The 18,891-nt window shown below is 39.6% G+C and carries 19 protein-coding genes; 7 read left to right on the top strand and 12 right to left on the bottom strand.

Annotation, left to right across the window (positions count from 1 at the left end; translation table 11 throughout):
• Positions 1-115 precede the first annotated feature (115 nt).
• From epsC to ACLCEG_RS03085, 3 genes are all read right to left on the bottom strand, one after another.
• Positions 116-1,057, bottom strand: coding sequence for a serine O-acetyltransferase EpsC (gene epsC, locus ACLCEG_RS03095; protein ID WP_410565699.1), 942 nt, complete (start codon positions 1,055-1,057; stop codon positions 116-118).
• A gap of 18 nt (positions 1,058-1,075) precedes the next feature.
• A complete protein-coding gene (locus tag ACLCEG_RS03090; protein WP_410565696.1) occupies positions 1,076-1,585 on the bottom strand; it encodes a rhodanese-like domain-containing protein in 510 nt (169 codons plus the stop codon).
• A 239-nt stretch (positions 1,586-1,824) separates the two neighbouring features.
• Complete coding sequence (locus ACLCEG_RS03085) at positions 1,825-2,562, bottom strand: SDR family oxidoreductase (RefSeq protein WP_410565693.1); 738 nt, start codon at positions 2,560-2,562, stop codon at positions 1,825-1,827.
• A 125-nt stretch (positions 2,563-2,687) separates the two neighbouring features.
• Here ACLCEG_RS03085 and ACLCEG_RS03080 point away from each other — a divergent pair, with 125 nt between their 5' ends.
• Entirely contained in the window at positions 2,688-3,608 is a 921-nt protein-coding gene (locus ACLCEG_RS03080; RefSeq protein ID WP_410565690.1) for a LysR substrate-binding domain-containing protein, read from the top strand.
• 37 nt (positions 3,609-3,645) lie between these two features.
• Here the strand turns inward: ACLCEG_RS03080 and yghU are convergent, their stop codons facing one another.
• The 3 genes from yghU to ACLCEG_RS03065 all read right to left on the bottom strand — a co-directional run bounded on the left by yghU (position 3,646) and on the right by ACLCEG_RS03065 (position 6,192).
• A complete protein-coding gene (yghU, locus tag ACLCEG_RS03075; RefSeq protein WP_410565687.1) occupies positions 3,646-4,506 on the bottom strand; it encodes a glutathione-dependent disulfide-bond oxidoreductase in 861 nt (286 codons plus the stop codon).
• Between the two features lie 33 nt (positions 4,507-4,539).
• A complete protein-coding gene (gene yfcF / locus ACLCEG_RS03070) occupies positions 4,540-5,166 on the bottom strand; it encodes a glutathione transferase (RefSeq protein WP_410565684.1) in 627 nt (208 codons plus the stop codon).
• A gap of 120 nt (positions 5,167-5,286) precedes the next feature.
• Positions 5,287-6,192 carry a LysR family transcriptional regulator gene (locus ACLCEG_RS03065; RefSeq protein WP_410565681.1) on the bottom strand — a complete coding sequence of 302 codons (906 nt, stop codon included), beginning with the start codon at positions 6,190-6,192 and terminating at the stop codon, positions 5,287-5,289.
• Between the two features lie 110 nt (positions 6,193-6,302).
• On the opposite strand from ACLCEG_RS03065, the gene ACLCEG_RS03060 reads away from it, so the two are divergent.
• Together ACLCEG_RS03060 and ACLCEG_RS03055 are read left to right on the top strand one after the other, a co-directional pair.
• A complete protein-coding gene (locus ACLCEG_RS03060; RefSeq protein WP_410565678.1) occupies positions 6,303-6,734 on the top strand; it encodes a CidA/LrgA family protein in 432 nt (143 codons plus the stop codon).
• Between the two features lie 12 nt (positions 6,735-6,746).
• The gene (locus ACLCEG_RS03055) at positions 6,747-7,436 is read left to right on the top strand and encodes an LrgB family protein (RefSeq protein WP_002157453.1); all 690 of its coding nucleotides are present in this window, start codon (positions 6,747-6,749) and stop codon (positions 7,434-7,436) included.
• 7 nt (positions 7,437-7,443) lie between these two features.
• Here the strand turns inward: ACLCEG_RS03055 and ACLCEG_RS03050 are convergent, their stop codons facing one another.
• On the bottom strand, positions 7,444-8,934 hold the full coding sequence (locus ACLCEG_RS03050; RefSeq protein WP_410565675.1) for a PLP-dependent aminotransferase family protein: 1,491 nt from the start codon (positions 8,932-8,934) through the stop codon (positions 7,444-7,446).
• A gap of 114 nt (positions 8,935-9,048) precedes the next feature.
• Between ACLCEG_RS03050 and ACLCEG_RS03045 the strand changes: the two genes are divergently transcribed.
• Complete coding sequence (locus tag ACLCEG_RS03045; protein ID WP_410565672.1) at positions 9,049-9,684, top strand: FMN-binding negative transcriptional regulator; 636 nt, start codon at positions 9,049-9,051, stop codon at positions 9,682-9,684.
• Positions 9,685-9,726: 42 nt separating this feature from the next.
• Positions 9,727-10,320: a GNAT family N-acetyltransferase gene (locus ACLCEG_RS03040; protein ID WP_017392935.1), complete on the top strand. Its 594-nt coding sequence runs from the start codon at positions 9,727-9,729 to the stop codon at positions 10,318-10,320.
• 8 nt (positions 10,321-10,328) lie between these two features.
• Here the strand turns inward: ACLCEG_RS03040 and ACLCEG_RS03035 are convergent, their stop codons facing one another.
• From ACLCEG_RS03035 to ACLCEG_RS03015, 5 genes are all read right to left on the bottom strand, one after another.
• Positions 10,329-11,516: an MFS transporter gene (locus tag ACLCEG_RS03035; protein ID WP_410565669.1), complete on the bottom strand. Its 1,188-nt coding sequence runs from the start codon at positions 11,514-11,516 to the stop codon at positions 10,329-10,331.
• Positions 11,517-11,814: 298 nt separating this feature from the next.
• The gene (locus ACLCEG_RS03030) at positions 11,815-13,233 is read right to left on the bottom strand and encodes a PLP-dependent aminotransferase family protein (protein ID WP_410565666.1); all 1,419 of its coding nucleotides are present in this window, start codon (positions 13,231-13,233) and stop codon (positions 11,815-11,817) included.
• Between the two features lie 93 nt (positions 13,234-13,326).
• Positions 13,327-13,461 (bottom strand): DUF2474 domain-containing protein, encoded by a 135-nt coding sequence (locus ACLCEG_RS03025; protein ID WP_348910075.1) that lies wholly within the window; start codon positions 13,459-13,461, stop codon positions 13,327-13,329.
• A gap of 14 nt (positions 13,462-13,475) precedes the next feature.
• Positions 13,476-14,483 (bottom strand): cytochrome d ubiquinol oxidase subunit II, encoded by a 1,008-nt coding sequence (gene cydB, locus ACLCEG_RS03020; protein ID WP_019458891.1) that lies wholly within the window; start codon positions 14,481-14,483, stop codon positions 13,476-13,478.
• Positions 14,476-15,921: a cytochrome ubiquinol oxidase subunit I gene (locus tag ACLCEG_RS03015; RefSeq protein WP_410565663.1), complete on the bottom strand. Its 1,446-nt coding sequence runs from the start codon at positions 15,919-15,921 to the stop codon at positions 14,476-14,478. The genes cydB and ACLCEG_RS03015 overlap by 8 nt, the downstream gene beginning before the upstream one ends.
• A gap of 654 nt (positions 15,922-16,575) precedes the next feature.
• Between ACLCEG_RS03015 and ACLCEG_RS03010 the strand changes: the two genes are divergently transcribed.
• Positions 16,576-17,394 carry a hypothetical protein gene (locus ACLCEG_RS03010; protein WP_410565660.1) on the top strand — a complete coding sequence of 273 codons (819 nt, stop codon included), beginning with the start codon at positions 16,576-16,578 and terminating at the stop codon, positions 17,392-17,394.
• 118 nt (positions 17,395-17,512) lie between these two features.
• Positions 17,513-18,808 carry an acyl-CoA dehydrogenase family protein gene (locus tag ACLCEG_RS03005; RefSeq protein WP_410565657.1) on the top strand — a complete coding sequence of 432 codons (1,296 nt, stop codon included), beginning with the start codon at positions 17,513-17,515 and terminating at the stop codon, positions 18,806-18,808.
• The last annotated feature ends 83 nt before the right edge of the window (positions 18,809-18,891 follow it).

The raw sequence follows: 18,891 nt of genomic DNA, 5'->3' as shown, positions 1-18,891 counted from the left end.
ATGAGTTATCTATTTTCTAAATAAAAATATATTTAAACTAGAAATAAGCATTTTATTAATCTGCACGTTCTTTGTTTATTTATCTCCTTATCTATTTATTTCACATCTATAGTGTTTAACCGGCAATATGATTTTTTTGATAAGACTCATTAGGAGACTGTAAAATCTGACTACCTGCTGCAACACTATGCGTAAGCCAGACATTTCCCCCAATAATGGACCCTCGACCAATCGTAATACGGCCTAAAATAGTCGCGCCTGCATAGATCACCACGTCATCTTCAACAATTGGATGGCGTGTATAATCTTTTTTCAAAGCACCATCATCATTGGTTTCAAAGCGTTTTGCTCCAAGAGTTACTGCCTGATAAATACGGACACGCTCTCCAATCACACAAGTTTCACCAATCACCACACCAGTACCATGATCGATGAAGAATCCTTTACCGATTTTTGCACCCGGATGAATATCAATACCTGTTGCAGAATGCGCCAACTCAGAAATAATGCGAGACAATAAAGGCACTTGGGCATAGAGCTGATGGGCAATTCGGTGATAAATAATCGCAAATATGCCCGGATAGCAGAGCAGTACTTCATCTACACTATGTGCTGCCGGATCACCTTCATAAGCCGCTCGCACATCACCATCTAAAAGGCGCCGTATAGAAGGCAAGGTGTTGGCAAAATCCTGCACAATATTTTGAGCAAGTTCTTGTGGCTGCTGGTCTGTGCTTGAATGACCCAAATGACGTTTTGCTTCATAATTTAAAGCCAGTTGTACTTGAGCATGTAAGGCTGTCAGTACCCGATTTAAAGTATAGGCAATATAAGAATCTTCAGTTTCTTGACGTAAGTCGGCAGGGCCTAAACGCATTGGAAATAAAATTCCGCACAGGTCATCTAAAATAGCTTTTAAAGCTTCTTTAGATGGAAGTTCACGGCCCCCAAATTCTTTGGTTCTGTGTTGCTGCTGACGCCAGTCATGCCTTGCTTGTTGTAAACCTTGTACAACAGCATTAATGTTCCATTGAGTCACAAGCTTTCCTTGATTCACTGAAAATTGATTAAAATATTAGTCTTGTTGCCAAGGAAGTTGATGGATGCGCCAGCCATTTTTCTGGTTACGTTGTTGCTTATCATCTAAGTCGCCTTCGAAGCCTTCAAGAACGTTATAAATATGCTCAAAACCAGCATTAAATGCGGCCTCGGCAGCTTGTGCTGAACGGTTGCCACTACGGCATAACAAAAGAATGGTTTTGTCTTTGCCAACTTTTGATTCGAGTTCTTTTAAAAAGCGTGGATTACGGTTAAACGATGTGCCTGTTGCCCAAGCAATATGAACACTTTCAGGGACATAACCCACAAATTTACGTTCTTCATTGGTACGCACATCAACTAAAACAGCTTCGCCTTGTTGTACGAGTTGCCATGCATCAGTAGGTGATAAACTGCCACTAAAATTCAATTCATGGTCTTGTGCATATTGCTGTGCTTTAGAAACAATTTCTTGGGCTGAAAAAGATGTATTTGAACCATTTGAGATAAAGCTTTGTGGAGCCTCTGTATTTAATTTAGCATTCATTTAATATATCCTTATCTTCGATTCAGATTGTTATTGTTCAATTTACGTGGTTTTAAATATAAGCAAAAATAAGGAATATCTATTTATATATATTATTTTTATAAATAAGAATGGGGGATATTTTTATAGAAAAAGTATTAATTAAGCTTATATAGTTTTTTAATTGAAATTCATGGAATAATTATTTTAATAGTTAAGAAAACCGTGTGGATTATTTTTAATTCACACGGTTTTAAAAATTAAGCAAATCCACCATTTACTCGAACGACTTGTGAATTTATCCAACGTCCATCTGGGCCAGCTAGCATGGCAACTACACTGGCAATTTCTTCAGGTGTTCCGATTCTTTCCAAGGGAGCAAGTTTTGCAATAGCCGCTACTTGCTCTTCAGTTTTTCCATTATAAAAAAGGTCAGTACCTGTCGGGCCGGGCGCAACGGCATTCACAGTAATATTTCGGCCGCGTAACTCATTTGCTAACACATGTACTAAGCCTTCTACACCCGCTTTCGAGGCAATATAGGGACCATATGCTGGAAAAGATTTAGCAATTACACTCGTTGAAAGCGTAATAATTCGGCCACCATCTGGAACTGTTTCGGCTGCATGCGCCAATATTAAAAATGCACCACGTAAATTGGTATGAATTACTTTATCGAAATCTGGCAGATCTTCAGGTGTAATTTTTGCCATAGGCATAATACCAGCACTATGAACTACCACATCTACTTGACCATTAATCGCCTTAGCTTCTTGAAATAAACGGCTCACTTCATGTTTATTTGCAACGTCTGCTTGAATAGCTGAGGCTTGACCACCTTGCTCAATAATATGATCTACAGTTGCTTGGGCATGCACCTTATTGCCCGCATGGTTAACAATCACATAAAAACCATCTTGAGCTAAACGTTCTGCAATAGCACGACCTATACCGCGTGATGCACCAGTAACAAGAGCTGTTTTTCTTGAAATATTCATTTTTAAATTGCCTGTTTGAGTAGGTATGGCTTATTTTAATAATATAGAAATATGGGATAAATCTTCATAATTGGATAAGATAATTCCATATTTATTAACAATAGATAGGGTTAAAAGCGAGCACCATGGATAAATTTGATACCTTACAACTTTTTACCCGCATCGTAGAGCTGGGTAGTTTTAGTCAGGCAGCCGATCAGCTCAATATCCCACGTGCTACAGCAAGTAATGCCATTAAAGATTTAGAGAATAATTTACAGTGCCGTTTACTAGAGCGAACGACTCGGCATGTAAGGCCATCACTAGATGGACAGGCATTTTATGAGCGTTGTACACAAATATTATCGGAACTCGATGATGCCGAATCGTCCTTACGTAATGTAATTGCTCAGCCCCGTGGTTTACTACGTATCGATTTATCAGGTGCACATGCGACTAAAATTGTTTTACCCAATATCGATCAATTTCACGAGTTATATCCCGACATTGAACTCGTAATTAGTACAGGCGATCGTTTAGTTGATCTGATTCGGGAAGGGATAGACTGTGTGGTGAGAGCGGGGCGTTTGGATGATTCCACTTTAATTGCTAGACATTTGGTGGATATGCCACAAGTGATTTGTGCGAGTCCTGACTATTTAAATAAACATGGAATGCCACAGCAACCAGAAGATTTGTTATCACATTATTGCGTTAATTTCTTTTCGACATCAGGCGGGCGGAATTATCCATTTGAATTAATGGTGAATGGAAAAAAACAAGATTATTTTTTGAAAAGTTGGATCGCGGTAAATGATGCTGAAAACTATGTATTATCTGCTTTACGTGGGGCAGGTCTAATTCAGGTTCCGCGCTATCATGTAGCGAATGAGTTAAAAGACGGACAACTGGTTGAGGTTTTATCTGAATGGCAAATCCCGAAGATGTCAGTTTCTGCACTATATCCGCAGCATCGGCAGCTCTCGCCACGCGTACGAGTTTTTGTCGCTTGGCTGAATGAATTATATACGGGGTATTTTGCCAACTTTGAATACCCGCAAAAATGAAATATCTTGCGGGTAAGTCAAAAACTGAATGATCTTTTTAAGACTGATTCTGCAATTTATCTTGAGTCTTGGTCTCAAAATCGCTGGCATCATGGCGTTCATGCAACTGTGTAGCTAAATCACCAAAAGTACGGTTGACCATACGACCACGTTGAACCGCAGGGCGAGCTAAAATCGCATCTGCCCAGCGCTGAACATTTTTATATTGATCGACACCTAAAAACTCCGCGCCGTTATAGACCCAGTTTTTAACAAGACCGCCATACCAAGGGAATGCTGCAATATCGGCGATGCTATATTCAGAGCCTGCCAAATATTCATGCTTTGCTAGATGCTTATCTAACACATCAAGCAAGCGTTTTGTTTCCAAGGCAAAGCGGTTAATTGCATATTCAACTTTAATGGGTGCATAAGCATAAAAATGCCCAAAACCGCCACCTAGGTAAGGTGCGCTGCCCATTTGCCAGAATAACCAATTAAGGCATTCAGTACGTGCAGCAATATCAGTTGGAATGAAAGCTTTAAACTTTTCAGCTAAGTAAAGCAAAATTGAGCCAGATTCAAATACTCTTAATGGCGGGTTTTGGCTATGGTCAACCAATGCTGGAATTTTAGAGTTTGGATTAATGTCTACAAAGCCACTGCCAAATTGCTGTCCTTCACCGATTTTAATCAACCAAGCATCATATTCAGCATCTTGATGTCCTAATGCTAAAAGCTCTTCAAGCAAAATAGTGACTTTTTGACCATTAGGCGTTGCTAAAGAATAGAGCTGAAGCGGATGTTTACCGACAGGAAGTTCATGTTCGTAACGCGCACCCGAAGTAGGTTGGTTTAAATCAGTTTTTTCTCCAGACCATTGCCAAACTTGTGGAGGAATATAGTTTGAATCACTCATTTTTTATCTCGTGTTTGGTGTAAATATAAGGATTTATTTATGTCGCAAGGCAAGCCATTTTTGTACGGTCGGACATTGCCATTGCTGTAATGCATAGTTTTTTAAACGTTCTGGTACAGCATCACCATTTTGAATAAGGCGTTGCAACATCAGGGTAAGTTCAGCATCCACAATGCTCCATGTACCAAAAAGAAATTCGGCATCGGGTGCAAGAAGTTTTTCTGCAACAGAGAAAAGTTTCTCCGCAGCTTTTTTGCCTTCTTCTGAAAGTGGAGTGGACTTGGGCTGAATAAAAATAACATCGGTTGGACGTTCAGTTCTTAGTGCCACTAAGTCTGATCGGAGCCATGCCTGAATTTGTCTTGCTCTTGCACGTGCTTGAATATCTTTTGGATAAATAGATGTGTTTGGATAAAGCTCTTCTAAATATTCCAAAATGGCAGAAGATTCTGATAAGGCAAAATCATTGTGCTCAAGTACAGGCACTTTGGCAGTTAATGACTTTGCTACATAAGATTTTTCAAATTGGCCTTGCTGGCCTAAGTTGATGGTCGCTATTTCAAATGGAATTTGTTTTTCATGTAGCCCTACAAAAACTGTAAATGCATAGGGGCTTAGAAATTGTGAATCTGTGTACAGCTTAAAATATTCATTATTCATTGTTATTGTCCATGTCATAAAACAATCGAATCTAGTCTAAGTGAGCTGATCCAAGATTGGGTAGCTTTTTTGTGGAAAAGCTTTATCGGTTTTTGAATTAAGCTATTTCAGTGTTCAATGTTAGGGCTTAATGTGCTGGAAATGCTCACGAACAATGTTCAGCCACGCTTGTACTGCTGGTGATACAGGAAGATTTTTTTTCCAAGCCATCACCAAGTGCCACTGAATATTTGGTTTTTCAAGTGGCACTGCTGCAAATAAACTAGGGTCAAGCATGTCGGTATAATACTGTGGGAGAAGCGCAATCCCCATACGTTGTAGCACCATATCTGCCAAGAGGTGCCATTGGCTGGTGCGGCAAGCAATGGTTGGATAAAAACCATGCTGCTTACAGGCATCGAGAATAATACTGTTTAAAGAGAAATTTTCAGGAAACATTAAAAATGATTGGTGTTGTAGCTCTTCTAAATTTATTTTTTTGCGGGTTGCCCAAGTGGCATCCCGACGTAAAAGAACCATTAAAGGGTAGTTACATAGCTCAATGCTATTGAAAATTTGCGTATCAAAAGGCTGCAATAAAACACCAACGTCTAACTCATTATTAAGCAAGGCCTGTTCAATACCACGTGAACCCACTTCCATAAAAGCCAATTCAATATCTGGCAATTGCTGATGATAATCAAACAGGGCAGTCGTTAAGAGCTGCGAGCCTAAAGGCGGAACGCCAAGTTTTAAAGTTCCTGTTTTTAATTGTTGGTAGTTTTCAATTTCAAGAAAGATGTTCTGTTCTGCCTGAATAAGCTCAATCGCATGTTGATAAATGCGCTCTCCAATTTCAGTTAACTCGATTTGTCTTTTACGGCCGTGATTGGGTTTAACCAAAAGCTGTACCTGAAGTTGCTCTTCAAGCTGCTGTAATATTTTACTAATAGTGGGTTGAGTCAGATACAACTCTTCAGCCGTACGTGTAAAGCTTTTAGTTTTTACCAGCGTAACGAAGCACTGTAGTGATTTTAGAGAAAGCATAATAAAGAATAAATTATTCAATTTTGGAATAATATTAACATGAATAATTCATATTTAGCAGATTTAACCAAGATAGCATAATGGTGTAGTTAACCATTTAATTTCGCAAAATGAGTACTGAATCTGCTTCTGGCACACCCACACAACCTTCACTATTCGTGTTAGTTAAACAAATTTTGATTCTGGCTGGATTTTGGTGGGTCGGATATCTCTTACATCAAAAACTTGGCGTACCTGTCTCGGCAGGTATTTTAGGTATGTTTTTATTGCTTTTATGCCTGTTCTTTAAAATTATCAAAATGGATCAGGTAGCAATGGGAGCAACCGTTGTTTTAGGTGAACTGTTGCTGTTTTTCGTACCTGTTGTGGTTGCCGTAGTTCAATATAAAACTTTGTTTATGACTGAAGGCTGGCAAATTGTCTTGAGCATCGCAGTCGGAACCATTTCGGTCATGCTCAGTACCTGCCTGACGATTCACTTTTACAATCGTTTGAAAGTTTATTTACAGGCTCGAAAACGTCTTCAACATAAGCATATCTAAAGAGCAAACGACATGAATATCTGGTCAATTCTTTGTCTGATCTGGACTCTGGCAGCCTATGTTGTGGCAAAGCGGATCTATCAGAAAAATCCAAAACTTTGGTTGTCACCCGCGATTAGCGTGCCTGTACTCACCATCATTTTGATGACGATTTTTGGAATTTCATATCAAACTTATGCTGAAGATACGCAGTGGATTGTTAATTTATTAGGACCAGCAACGGTTGCGTTTGCTGTACCGATTTATCGTTATCGGGAAACGATTCGTAAAAACCTTGGGGTCCTTTCGATTGCGATTATTGTGGGGATGAGTGTAGGTGTGATGTCTGCCTATGAAATGGCACAGTGGTTCCACTTTAGCCCTGAAGTCACCAATAGTTTGATGGCCCGTTCTATTTCAACACCATTTGCCATGATTTTAGCGGAAGATATTCACGGTTCGGCAGCTTTGGTTTCACTATTTACAGTCATTACTGGTTTGGTTGGTATGATTTGCGGCGATGCGATTTTAGCGATTACTAAAATCCGTTCTAATGTGGCAAATGGGGCAGCTTTCGGCAATGCAGCGCATGGTTTTGGTACAGTTAGAGCACAGCAGCGCAATAGTGAAGAAGGTGTGATTGCCAGTTTAACCATGGTTATTGCCGGTATTTTAATGGTACTGATTGGGCCATTTGCGATTCATCTATGGTTGCTGTTGTAGGTTTTATCTAACTTGATTTGTCATGTTGTTGAATAATCTTTGATAGTTTTTTGATAGCTTGTCTCATCAGTTCAGGTTCAAAATCGCCTAAGCCAACAATTAACCCCGAACGTTGTTGCTCTATTGAAAATGTCGGTGAAATTGCTTTAATGGCAATGCCTGCATCGACTGCTGAGCTTGCAACTTCAATGTCATTAATATGGTGAGCAAGCCATAACACCATATGCATGCCTTGATCGCCCGGCTGTAACCAAGCCAGTTCTTGAGGTATGTATTTTTCAATCAAGCCAATAATGTATTGCCGAACTTCCGCATAGACATTCCGAGTCCGTCGGATATGCCGCTCTAAATAGCCTTCTTGAATAAAAGCAGCCAAAACATGCTGGTCGGCAGCCGGTGGGTGTCGATCAATTAACACTCTGAGCCCACAAAAAGGTGCCACCAATTCTTTAGGCAATACTGCATAGCCAAGTCTAAGGGATGGAAATAAGACCTTACTGAAAGTCCCAAGATAAATGACTTGGTCGGGCGCCATACCTTGTAAAGATGGGAAGGGTTGTCCGTTATAGCGAAGTTCACTGTCATAGTCATCTTCAATGATCCATGCATTTTGCTGTTTTGCCCAAGCCAATAATGCCGTGCGTCTTGCTAGACTCATCGGCATGCCAAGTGGATATTGGTGAGATGGTGTCACAAACGCAGCACGTGCATGTTTAGAAAGCTTAATTCCAGTTTCAACCTGAATGCCTTCTTCATCGACAGGAATACGTACCATCCGAATGTTTTGTACAGTATGTTCAAAAATAGCTGTTGTACCCCGATAAGCTGGATCTTCAATCCAAACTTCATCTTTTGCTTCAAATAAAATCTGGCTGCAAATATAAAGTGATTGCTGGATGCCAGGAGTAATCACAATTTGGTCAGGTTCGCAGTGGACAGAGCGTGATCGGCGTACATAGTCTGCTATAGCAACTCTGAGTGATAAAACGCCTTGAGGTTCGCCATAACCCGAAGGAGCGCCTGCACCTCGAGATCTAAATTTATTACCAAACTTACGCCAAATATCACTCGGTTGGGTGCGCGCAATCGGGACAGACACTGCAAAAGGGGCATGAGGAAGTGGTTTAAACTCTTTAAGCACTTGGGCATAGGAAAGTGCCGACTTCGTCAAAGGGATTACGCTAGGTATGGTTTCTTTTTGAGAATGTTGCGGCGTAGTTTTTTTAGTTAAAGCATGAGACACATAGGTGCCCGTTCGTGCTTGAGAGTCAAAAACACCTTCAGCTAAAAGCTGATCATACGCTTCAATAATCGTTCCGCGAGCGACCCCAAGTGTTTGAGCCAGTTCACGAGAAGAAGGCAGCGGATCGCCAGGCTGTAAATCACCACTTTGTACAGCTTCACGCAAAGCTTGGGTCAGTTGAGCACTTATCTTTCCTTGGCTTTTATTAATCTTTGCAATCGACGGAAGTTCAACAACTTTTGCCATTCTTGCCATAATTCTGGTCTACTTAAAAAAATACAAAGTGGTTCTTTTTAATAAACCACAGAAACCAGAAAATTTACAACACAAAATATAAATAACCCTGATATTTACAGTGAGGTTTTAGCCATGTATATCCCCGATGATTATGCAGAAAACCGTTTGGATGTATTGCACTCTCTTATTACCGAATATCCGTTTGGTGTGCTTTTTACGCATGGAAGTAATGGCTTAGATGCAAATCATCTTCCATTCGAATTACAGGCAAGCGAAGGGGAATTGGGTGTACTACGTGCGCATGTGTCTAGAGTTAATCCAGTCTGGCAGGACATTAAAAATGGAGATGAGGTACTCGTCGTGTTTCAAGCAGGCGATGCTTATATTTCACCAAACTGGTACCCATCCAAACATGAAGAGCACAGACAAGTACCGACATGGAACTATAGGGTTGTGCATGCTTATGGCAAAGTAACCATTCGAGATGATGAACGATATGTCCGTGGTGTTGTGGCTCGTTTAACCCGTACTCATGAAGCATCTCAATCTGAACCATGGAAAATGTCCGATGCACCAAAGGACTATCTTGAACCGATGTTAAAAGCCATTGTAGGGATTGAGATTGAAATTACCAAGCTGAGAGGTAAATCAAAACTTGGGCAAAACAAAGAACGTCGAGACATTTTGGGCGCGGCAGATGGTCTATCGAAATCTGGTCATCAAACCATAGCAGACGCTATGTATAGTGTGGCTGATTTAAATAAATAACTTTGGAAATGTAAAAGCTTAATATTAATGGAGGAGATAAAGATGGCTTGGATTACACCTGTTGAGTTGGTAGGCGAACACGTTATTTTAAAGCCACTAGATGTCACTCAAGCTGAATCGCTGGCAGAGGCCGTTTGCGATGGGGAACTCTATAATCTTTGGTATACCCGTGTGCCAAGACCTGAACAGATGACTGCTGAAATTGAAAGACGTCTCGGTTTACAAAAATCTGGTTCTATGTTGCCTTTTTATATTGAAGACCGAAAAACAGGTCGGGCGTTGGGTATGACGACTTTAATGCATATTGAAGAAGCACATCGCCGTGTAGAAATTGGTTCGACGTGGTATCGAAAGTCTGCACAGCGTACGCCTGTAAATACTGAGTGTAAAAAGCTATTGCTGGCTCACGCATTTGAGACTTTAAACTGTATTGCAGTCGAGTTACGCACATCTTCTTTAAATGTTCAAAGTCAAGCCGCGATTGTACGCTTGGGTGCAAAGTTAGACGGTGTACTCAGAAGCCATCAAATTGTAAAAGATGATATTTTACGGGACACTCACGTTTACAGCATTTTGAAACATGAGTGGCCTGCGGTTCGCCAAAACTTGGAATGGATGTTGAATAAACCGCGTTAAAAGGAATTTTAAGCAAGCTGCTTTTCTCTTTTTTGGCTTAACCAGAAAAGAGAAACCCCTGCAATTACCAGCCACAGTATTAAAGCCATATTCATTGCTTCCCAGCCAAATAAATCAAGTAAAGCACCAGCGCTAAAAGAGCAGATTAAACCGACAACAAAAACAGTCATGTCGTTAATGGCTTGGGCCTTGGCTTTTTCAGCCACGGAATAGGTTCCTGTGAGTAAAGAAGTACTGCCAATAAATAAAAAGTTCCATCCCACACCTAATAAAATGAGTGAGATTGCAAACGATGCGAACTGAATACCGGAGAGAGCAAATCCGATATAGCAGGCAAATAATAAAAGACCTGCAAACATGATTTTAAGCACACCGAATCGAGCGATTAAATGTCCTGTAAAGAATGAAGGTAGGAACATACCAAGCACATGAAGCTGAATGACAGTTGTAATCGTGCCTAGTTCATGGTGTGAATGTCGCATGGCAATGGGTGTTGCGGTCATACCTAAAATCATGATGCCGTAGCCTGTGACTGCACCAAACAGAGCAACTAGATAGGTGGGTTGAAAGACAATCTGTTGCCATGGGCGACCAGCAGTAAAATCAGATTTTTGCTCAACTGTATTGGCAATATGTAGGCTAGATAAAATACCCATTGCCACAAGTGAAATGATACTAATAATTAAAAATGAACCGATATATTCTAAATGTTGAAATAATGGGCCACCAAAGCGCGCCAAAGTCGGACCAATCAGTGCGGCAACAATTCCACCTGCCATAACCCAAGAAATAGCACGTGAACGGAATGCATCATCTGCTACTTCACTGGCAGCAAAACGATAAAACTGGGCAAAGGATTGGTAGGCTCCGACACATAACGTGCCTAAGGCTAAGAGAGTAAGTGAACTATAAAAGATACCAATGGCGGCAATAATACCGCCAATTAAACCTAAAAAAGCGCCGAAAAGAAAACCCTTACGCCGTCCCACATATGCCATCAACATTGATGCAGGGAACATCATTAAGGCTGTCCCCAAAAACATAGATGCGATGGGTAAAGTTGCAAGTATCGGTGTATTAGAAATATTTGCCCCAGCCAAACTACCAATCGTCATGACCATGATCGATACGGTTTGGTAAAGTGACTGAGAACTCGCCAAAATAAGAACTTGGCGATGCATCGTATTTTGAAGCATTAGAACCTTTAATTATATGTGTTAATCGATGAGTCTGGATGCTGCGTTTTTACATAGGAAGAAAGTATCAACAGCTCAGCTTGAAAATGTTGAGGCGTTTTTGGCGGTAGAGATAACAATATTTCTTTGGCATAAACTATTTTTTTATCAAGTAACTGCAGCTTAATTATCAGACTTAATATTCTATCATCTGATAGTTTGATACAAAACAGTCGAAGCCCCAATTTTCCTAAATAAGTCCATTTACATAGGGGATGTTGTCTTTATTCTCTCGATTTCATTAAGGCGTCGTACCTTCTTATAAACCTACTTCAACTCTTTGTTGAATGGTTTTGATAACCTGATCTAATGCGCTTTGAATTTTAGTGTTCCATTCAAAAGAACAGTTGATTCGCAAATAATGCTGTTGTGCGGGTAAAACACTAAACAAAGGGCTTGGTGCAACGCCAATATCTTGCTGAATCAACGCTTCATAAACTTGCATACTGTCTAACGTACTAGGAAGTTTGACCCATAGAAAATAGCCACTTGGGTAGTAATACACTTCGCAAGAGCTCGGTAAATGCTGCTTTAAATAGTGATAAAACTGCTTTTTATAACGCTCAAGTGAAAGTCTAAGTGTACGCAAGTGCTTTTCATAATGATGATGAGATAAAAACTCAACCAATGCATTTTGAATAAGTGCATTTACTGAAATGGTGCTCATAAGCTGCAAGTGTTGAATATGGTCTGAAAATTTACCCGCATAGACCCAACCTACCCGAAAACTTGCCCCTAAAGTTTTAGAAAATGAAGAGCAGTGCAGTACCAGATTTTGTTGGTCAAAGTACTTCATCGAAAGTGGTTTTTGACCGCCATAAAAAAGCTCTTCATACACATCATCTTCAATTAAGTAAATTTGGTGTTCATGAAGCAATTTGGCAATTTTATATTTAATGTCATCACTAACAGTAAAACCAATCGGGTTCTGGGCATTCAGCATGAGCCAACATACCTTGATAGGATATGTTTGAATAACTTGTTCAAAAGCTTCTAGGTCAAAACCATGTTGAGGATGTTCAGGAATGGTAATGACTTTAAGTCCTAAGCGCTCTGCAGCTTGCCAAGCGCCGTAAAACACGGTTTGTTGCAATAGAATATAGTCGCCTGGTTTAGCGACTGCTTGTAATGAAAGATTAAGTGCATCTAAACCTCCTGATGTAATGACAATGTCATCAGGATCAGTCTGTATGCCTTGCATACAATAGCGCTGAGCAATCAGTTTCCTTAACGCTAAATTACCGGGAGGTAGACTTGCTGTTTGATCATAGCTTTGTCTTTGACGCGCAAGTTGCCCCATAATTTGAATAAGTTTGGGGGCAGCTAAAAGCTGACTATCTGGAAAAGCTGAACCAAAAGGCACAACAGATTCATGTTGAATTGACTTAAGATATTTAAAAACTAATGAGTTAATTTCAATTTTAGAATTTAATGAAACAACTGAATATTGCTCGAGTGGCTTTAGTGCAATTTGCTCTGCAACAAAGTATCCAGATTTTTCTTTTGAATAAATCAGACCTTGTGATTCAAGTTCTTGGTAAGCATTCATTACGGTCATTAGACTAAAACCAGAGCGTTGTACCTGATCTCTTAACGAAGGTAATTTTTCATGTGCATTTAAAGTACCGCTCTCAATGAGTTGGCGAATGCTATGGGCGAGTTGTTCTGATTTATACATGTATGAGCTGCACGAAATAAAAAAAGATGCACTGAATCAATAATAAATGCCGTTTGCAGAATCTACAAACGGCATTTGTCTATAAGGATGGAATTACTTTAAGTAAGGGGCTGCATAAATCAATATCACTTTAAACAATCCCGCAATTAAAGCTAAGGCAAAAAAACCTCCAAGCCATAGCAGAATAAACCATTGGGTTTGGTTGAGCTTAACGGATGACTTTTTCATAAAACCCTCCATACTTAATGATAGCCTTCATCACCTACACGGACTTTGTCTCTAAATACCCAATAAGAAACAATGGTGTAAGCAATAATGATTGGAATCAAAATAAGCGCACCAACCAAAGCAAACATTTGGCTAGAATGAGGCGCTGCAGCCTGCCAGATGGTGACTGATGGCGGAATAATATAGGGCCATAAACTAATCACAAAACCAGTAAAGGCAAGGAAAACGAGAGCCAATGTATATGCAAATGGTTTGAGGTCGTGATTCTGCTTTTTACATGCCGATAAAATTAGGCCAACAAACAATAAGACCAAAATAGGTACAGGGCTAAAATAGAACAGATTTGGTAAAGAGAACCAGCGATCTGCAATTTCAGGATGAGTCAAAGGCGTATATAAACTTACAGCGCCAAAAATAATGAGTAGTGCAATAATTAGCTTAGGCATAAGCTCATACATACGTTGCTGTAAGCCTTTTTCAGTTTTTAAAATGAGCCAGCCACAACCTAAAGTGGCATACATAGCCACTACGCCAATACCTGTAAAGATCGTAAATGGTGATAACCAATCAAGAGACCCACCAGCATAAATACCATTTTCGGTTTTAATCCCTTGGATATAGGCACCCAAAATAATTCCTTGAAGGAAGCTTGTTAAAACTGAACCCCAAATAAAAGCCAAGTCCCAAAGATGTTTGGTTCGATGAGCTTTAAAGCGGAATTCAAAAGCAACCCCACGAAAAATCAGTGCAATCACCATGAAAATGATCGGTAAATACAGTGCTGATAAAACTGTTGAATAGACCAGTGGAAATGCTGCATATAGACCAGCACCTCCGAGTACCATCCACGTTTCGTTACCATCCCAGACAGGGGCAACGGTATTCATCATCACATCACGTTCTTGGCTGTTCTTAATGAATGGGAACATGATCCCGATTCCTAAGTCAAAGCCATCCATGACCACATAAATCATGACACCTAAACCGATAATACCGACCCATATTAAAGAAAGATCAATCATGACGGTTCTCCCCAGATTTTTGGTTGCTGTCAATATTTTCATCAACTGCACTGAGTGGGCGCATTGGTGTTTTAAAGTGTCCAACACCACCAGATTCGATATTTGGTGTATCGATAAATGATGGGCCTTTATTAATGAGTTTTAAGGTGTAGTAAATACCGCTACCAAAAACGATGGTATACACCACTACAAAAATAAAGAGACTGAGGCCGACTTGATCTGCCGACACCGTATGAGATAAGCCATCTTTGGTTCGCATAATGCCGTACACTACCCAAGGTTGACGTCCTACTTCAGTGGTGACCCAGCCTGCAAGTAATGCAACATAACCTGCTGGACCCATTAGTAAAGCAAATTTGTGGAACCATGATGTTTCATAAAGTTTTCCGCTTTTACGCAGCCAAAGGGCAATCAGTGATAACGTAACCATAAGGACACCAAGGCCAACCATCACACGGAAGCTCCAGAAAATAATGGTCGAGTTTGGACGATCTTCAGGTGCGAAATCTTTTAAACCAGTGACTTGACCATCTAAACTGTGAGTCAAAATTAAGCTACCCAAATATGGAACTCCCACTTCAAAGTGGTTACGTTCTTCTTTCATATCTGGAATAGCAAATAACAGTAATGGCATAGGTTTATTGTGATTGGTTTCCCAGTGACCTTCCATTGCGGCAAGTTTGGCAGGTTGATGTTCACGAGTGTTTAAACCATGGTTATCACCAATCACCACTTGTAAACATGAAGTCACAAGTACCATCCAAAGACCCATCGAGAATGATTTTTTCACCAGTTCATCACGACGGCCTTTTACTAAATGCCATGCAGATGTTCCTACGACCAATAAAGATGAAACCAAGAAGGCAGCAGCACCCATATGGGCAAAGCGGTAAGGGAACGATGGGTTAAAAACGATAGCTAGCCAGTCTTTAGGCACAATAATGCCATTTTCGATCGCAAAACCTTGCGGGGTTTGCATCCAACTATTGGAAGATAAAATCCAGAACATGGAAATACATGTTCCGATGGCAACCATAAGCGTTGCAAAGAAATGGGCTCTAGGACCAACACGGCCCCAGCCAAACAGCATAATGCCTAAGAAACCTGCTTCTAAGAAGAAGGCACTTAACACTTCATAGGTAAGTAAAGGACCAGTAATACTTCCGGCTACGCGTGAAAATTCACTCCAGTTGGTACCAAACTGGTAGCTCATTACGACACCGGAAACAACTCCCATACCAAACGCAACGGCGAAGATCTTAATCCAGTATTTAAATAGATCTTTATAAATTGGGTTTTGCGTTCTTAACCATTTCCATTCTAAAACTGCCAAAAAGCAGGCAAGTCCGATGGAAGTGGCTGGAAAAATAATATGGAAGGATACTGTGAAAGCAAATTGTATTCGCGCTAATTCTAGAGCGGTTAGACCGAGGCTCATAAACTTTCCCCCTGTGAACTAGCTGATGATGATTGAATGAGTTAAATACTTATTTTCAGGTAAAAAAGTACTCTGGCGATTAAACTTACTTCTGTGATAAATGTTCTTAGCAAGTAAAATGCCAACAGGGTAAAGCAATATAATTGCTTGATATTTCAGTAGAATAGGGCGATTGATTGTTTTCAATCTGTTAGCAAAGTTTATGCTTGATGTTGCATTTGTAAAAATGCATGTTGCATTGAAACATTGATGAAATATCTGGTGATATGCAATAGATCGTCTCATGAAAACTACCTACCTTAAGAAGTTTTCTTAATCATGCACTCGCTCTATTTGTATATGTAGATACAGAAATTTTTTATAAAACTATAACAGTTCAGTGTTGTTTCGAGGGGGTGCTATAGTTTTTTTTCAATCATCTGTAGCTATATATTCAGTCCTCTAAAGTTCACAATAAAAATGAACAGGATTTACCGTCGACCTAAACCAACCTTCAAGACTCAATGTGAACGCTGCTTTAGATTTTTTTTAAGCACATGATTATGTTCTTCTTTTCTATTTCCATTGTTGTTTTGTGTAGGGTTCGGTTGCTGCGTGTTTCTTAAAGACCTAAGTGTAAGTGTAGCGCTTCTAAAATAGCTTGGATGTTAAAAAATGTTTATTACTTCTCAACTGAATGTTCTACATAAAATTATTAAAAATCAGTCTATTTCTACCTTGGTAATAGATCAGTTAGAACAGACTTATGTGAACCTTGAAGCAACCTTACTTAGAGCGAAAGTACTCAGGGATTTTTCTAAAACTCAAATCGTGTATTTAATTCAGTCGCATATTGAGCCACAGCAAAGTAGTTTGGCTTATCTATTCTCGCCATTTATTTTTGCGAACTTAAACAAGGCTGCTATTTATACAACACCTGCAACACCACCTGTGCTTACTATTCTGAATAAATACTATCAAGCAGACAAGAAGGTCGTATTTAAGATAGATGAAGTTTTAGAAAGCCTAAAAATATATCTTGATTTAGAATTAATAGAGATGGGAGAAGCTGACTTTATTTATTTAAAATTAATCAAAGCATTGTGCCGAAGTGATATCTCTACAGTTTTTTTAATCACCCATTTAGAGCTTGATTTAGAGGCTTTAAAGCAACTTGAACAGTTCTTAAAAATAAAAATTCATTGGGTAAAAGTCGTAAAAGATGAGGGTCTAAAAGGTGTAGATCAGTTGGATATGCGAAAATTATTATTTAAAAATAAAGATGAAGCATATGTACAGTTATGTGCTCATTTTGCGCAAATGAATGCAGCACTGGTCGGCCTATGCGATACCTTTACTACTAGTCAAATGACGCACTTAATCGATGATATGTTTTATTCAGAGCATATTTTCGAAAAACTTTCTGTCTATTCAGAATATATGCAAACCTTATTGCAAAGTCAGCATAGTCTTACCAAGAAAGAGATCGCTTAGGGCTGTCATGCTTTTAATTGGTGTTATATCAAGATTGAATACTGTTATAAAAAAATAATCGTTTTCATGTGAAATAAATATTTTATGGTAAAAGCAAAGCAATATTGGTTTTACTTACATGACAAATTTAAATTTTGAGCATCATCTCGGTTCACTAACGCATGCAGCACTTAGTCAGGCTTCAATCATTTCTCGCGTGTGGGGTGAAGGGCCTTCAGAACGTTATGATGAATTGGCAAAAAATTTCAGACCAACTTTTGCCCGTATTAAAGAAGGGGCTTTAATCCGTGAGCAGCAGCATATTTTGCCCTATGAACAACTTCAGTGGCTCAAAGATGTTGGTTTTACACGGCTAAGACTTCCCAAAGCTCATGGTGGCTTTGATGCAACCATTCCTGAACTATTTGCATTGCTCATTGAACTTGCAGAAGCTGACTCAAACTTACCGCAAGCTTTGCGTGTGCATTTTGGTTTCACTGAAGATGTCTTGGTAAGTAAAGACAAAGCGTTTCAACAGCGTTGGCTTAGCCGAATTGCAAATGGAGAAACAGTCGGTAGTGCATGGTCTGAAGGCGGGAAAGAGTCAATTGATCAGTTCGAAACTCATTTGTATCGAGACGGTGAAGGAAAAATTCGCGTTAAAGGAAAAAAATATTACACCACTGGTAGCTTGTATGCTGACTGGGTTGACGTTGGTGTAACAGATTTAAAGGGTGAATCTGGCTCGGTCGTTGTTCGCCGTGAAGATGAAGGTGTCGAAATTGTTGATGACTGGAATGGCTTTGGTCAGCAACTCACTGCAAGTGGTACAGCATATTTCCATGATGTATTGGTCGATGAAACTGAAATTTTACCTGATGATGATCGTTTTAAATATTCAGCGGCTTACTATCAACTGGTCCAACTGGCAATCATTACAGGTCTAGGGCGTGCTGCAACCTATGATGTTTCTCAAGCTGTTGCTAAACGTACCCGAAACTATACGCATGCGAATGCTCAATTTGTAAAACAGGATCCACAAATTTTACAAGTAGTAGGCCAAATCCGTGGTGCAGCTTACAGTGCAGGGGCAATTGTTGAAAAAGTCGCACAAAGCTTACAACGTGCTTACTTAGCTGCATTTCAAAATAATGAGCAACTTGAAGAGGAGCAAAATGCGCTTGCCGAACTTGAAAGTGCGCAGTCTCAAACGGTCATTACCGATCTAATTTTAAATGCTTCTACGATTTTATTTGATGCTTTAGGTGCTTCCGCAACAGACAAAGATTTAGGTCTAGATCGATACTGGCGTAATGTACGAACTTTATCTTCACATAACCCGAGAGTATTTAAAAATCGTATTATCGGTGATTTTAGTGTAAACGGCACATTACCACCGTATCAATGGCGAATAGGGAATGTTGCTAAACAATAAATTATACTTTTAGATATTAAGCTGCTATTTTTAGCGGCTTAATATTATTTTGATTGTTTAAATTAAATTATAAAAAACTATTA

Origin of the sequence: Acinetobacter sp. H1(2024), from assembly GCF_046557555.1 — a bacterium.
In the GTDB taxonomy this organism is placed as follows: domain Bacteria; phylum Pseudomonadota; class Gammaproteobacteria; order Pseudomonadales; family Moraxellaceae; genus Acinetobacter; species Acinetobacter seifertii.
Note: the sequence above shows the minus strand (reverse complement) of the source record. Positions and strands in the feature narration are given on the sequence as shown.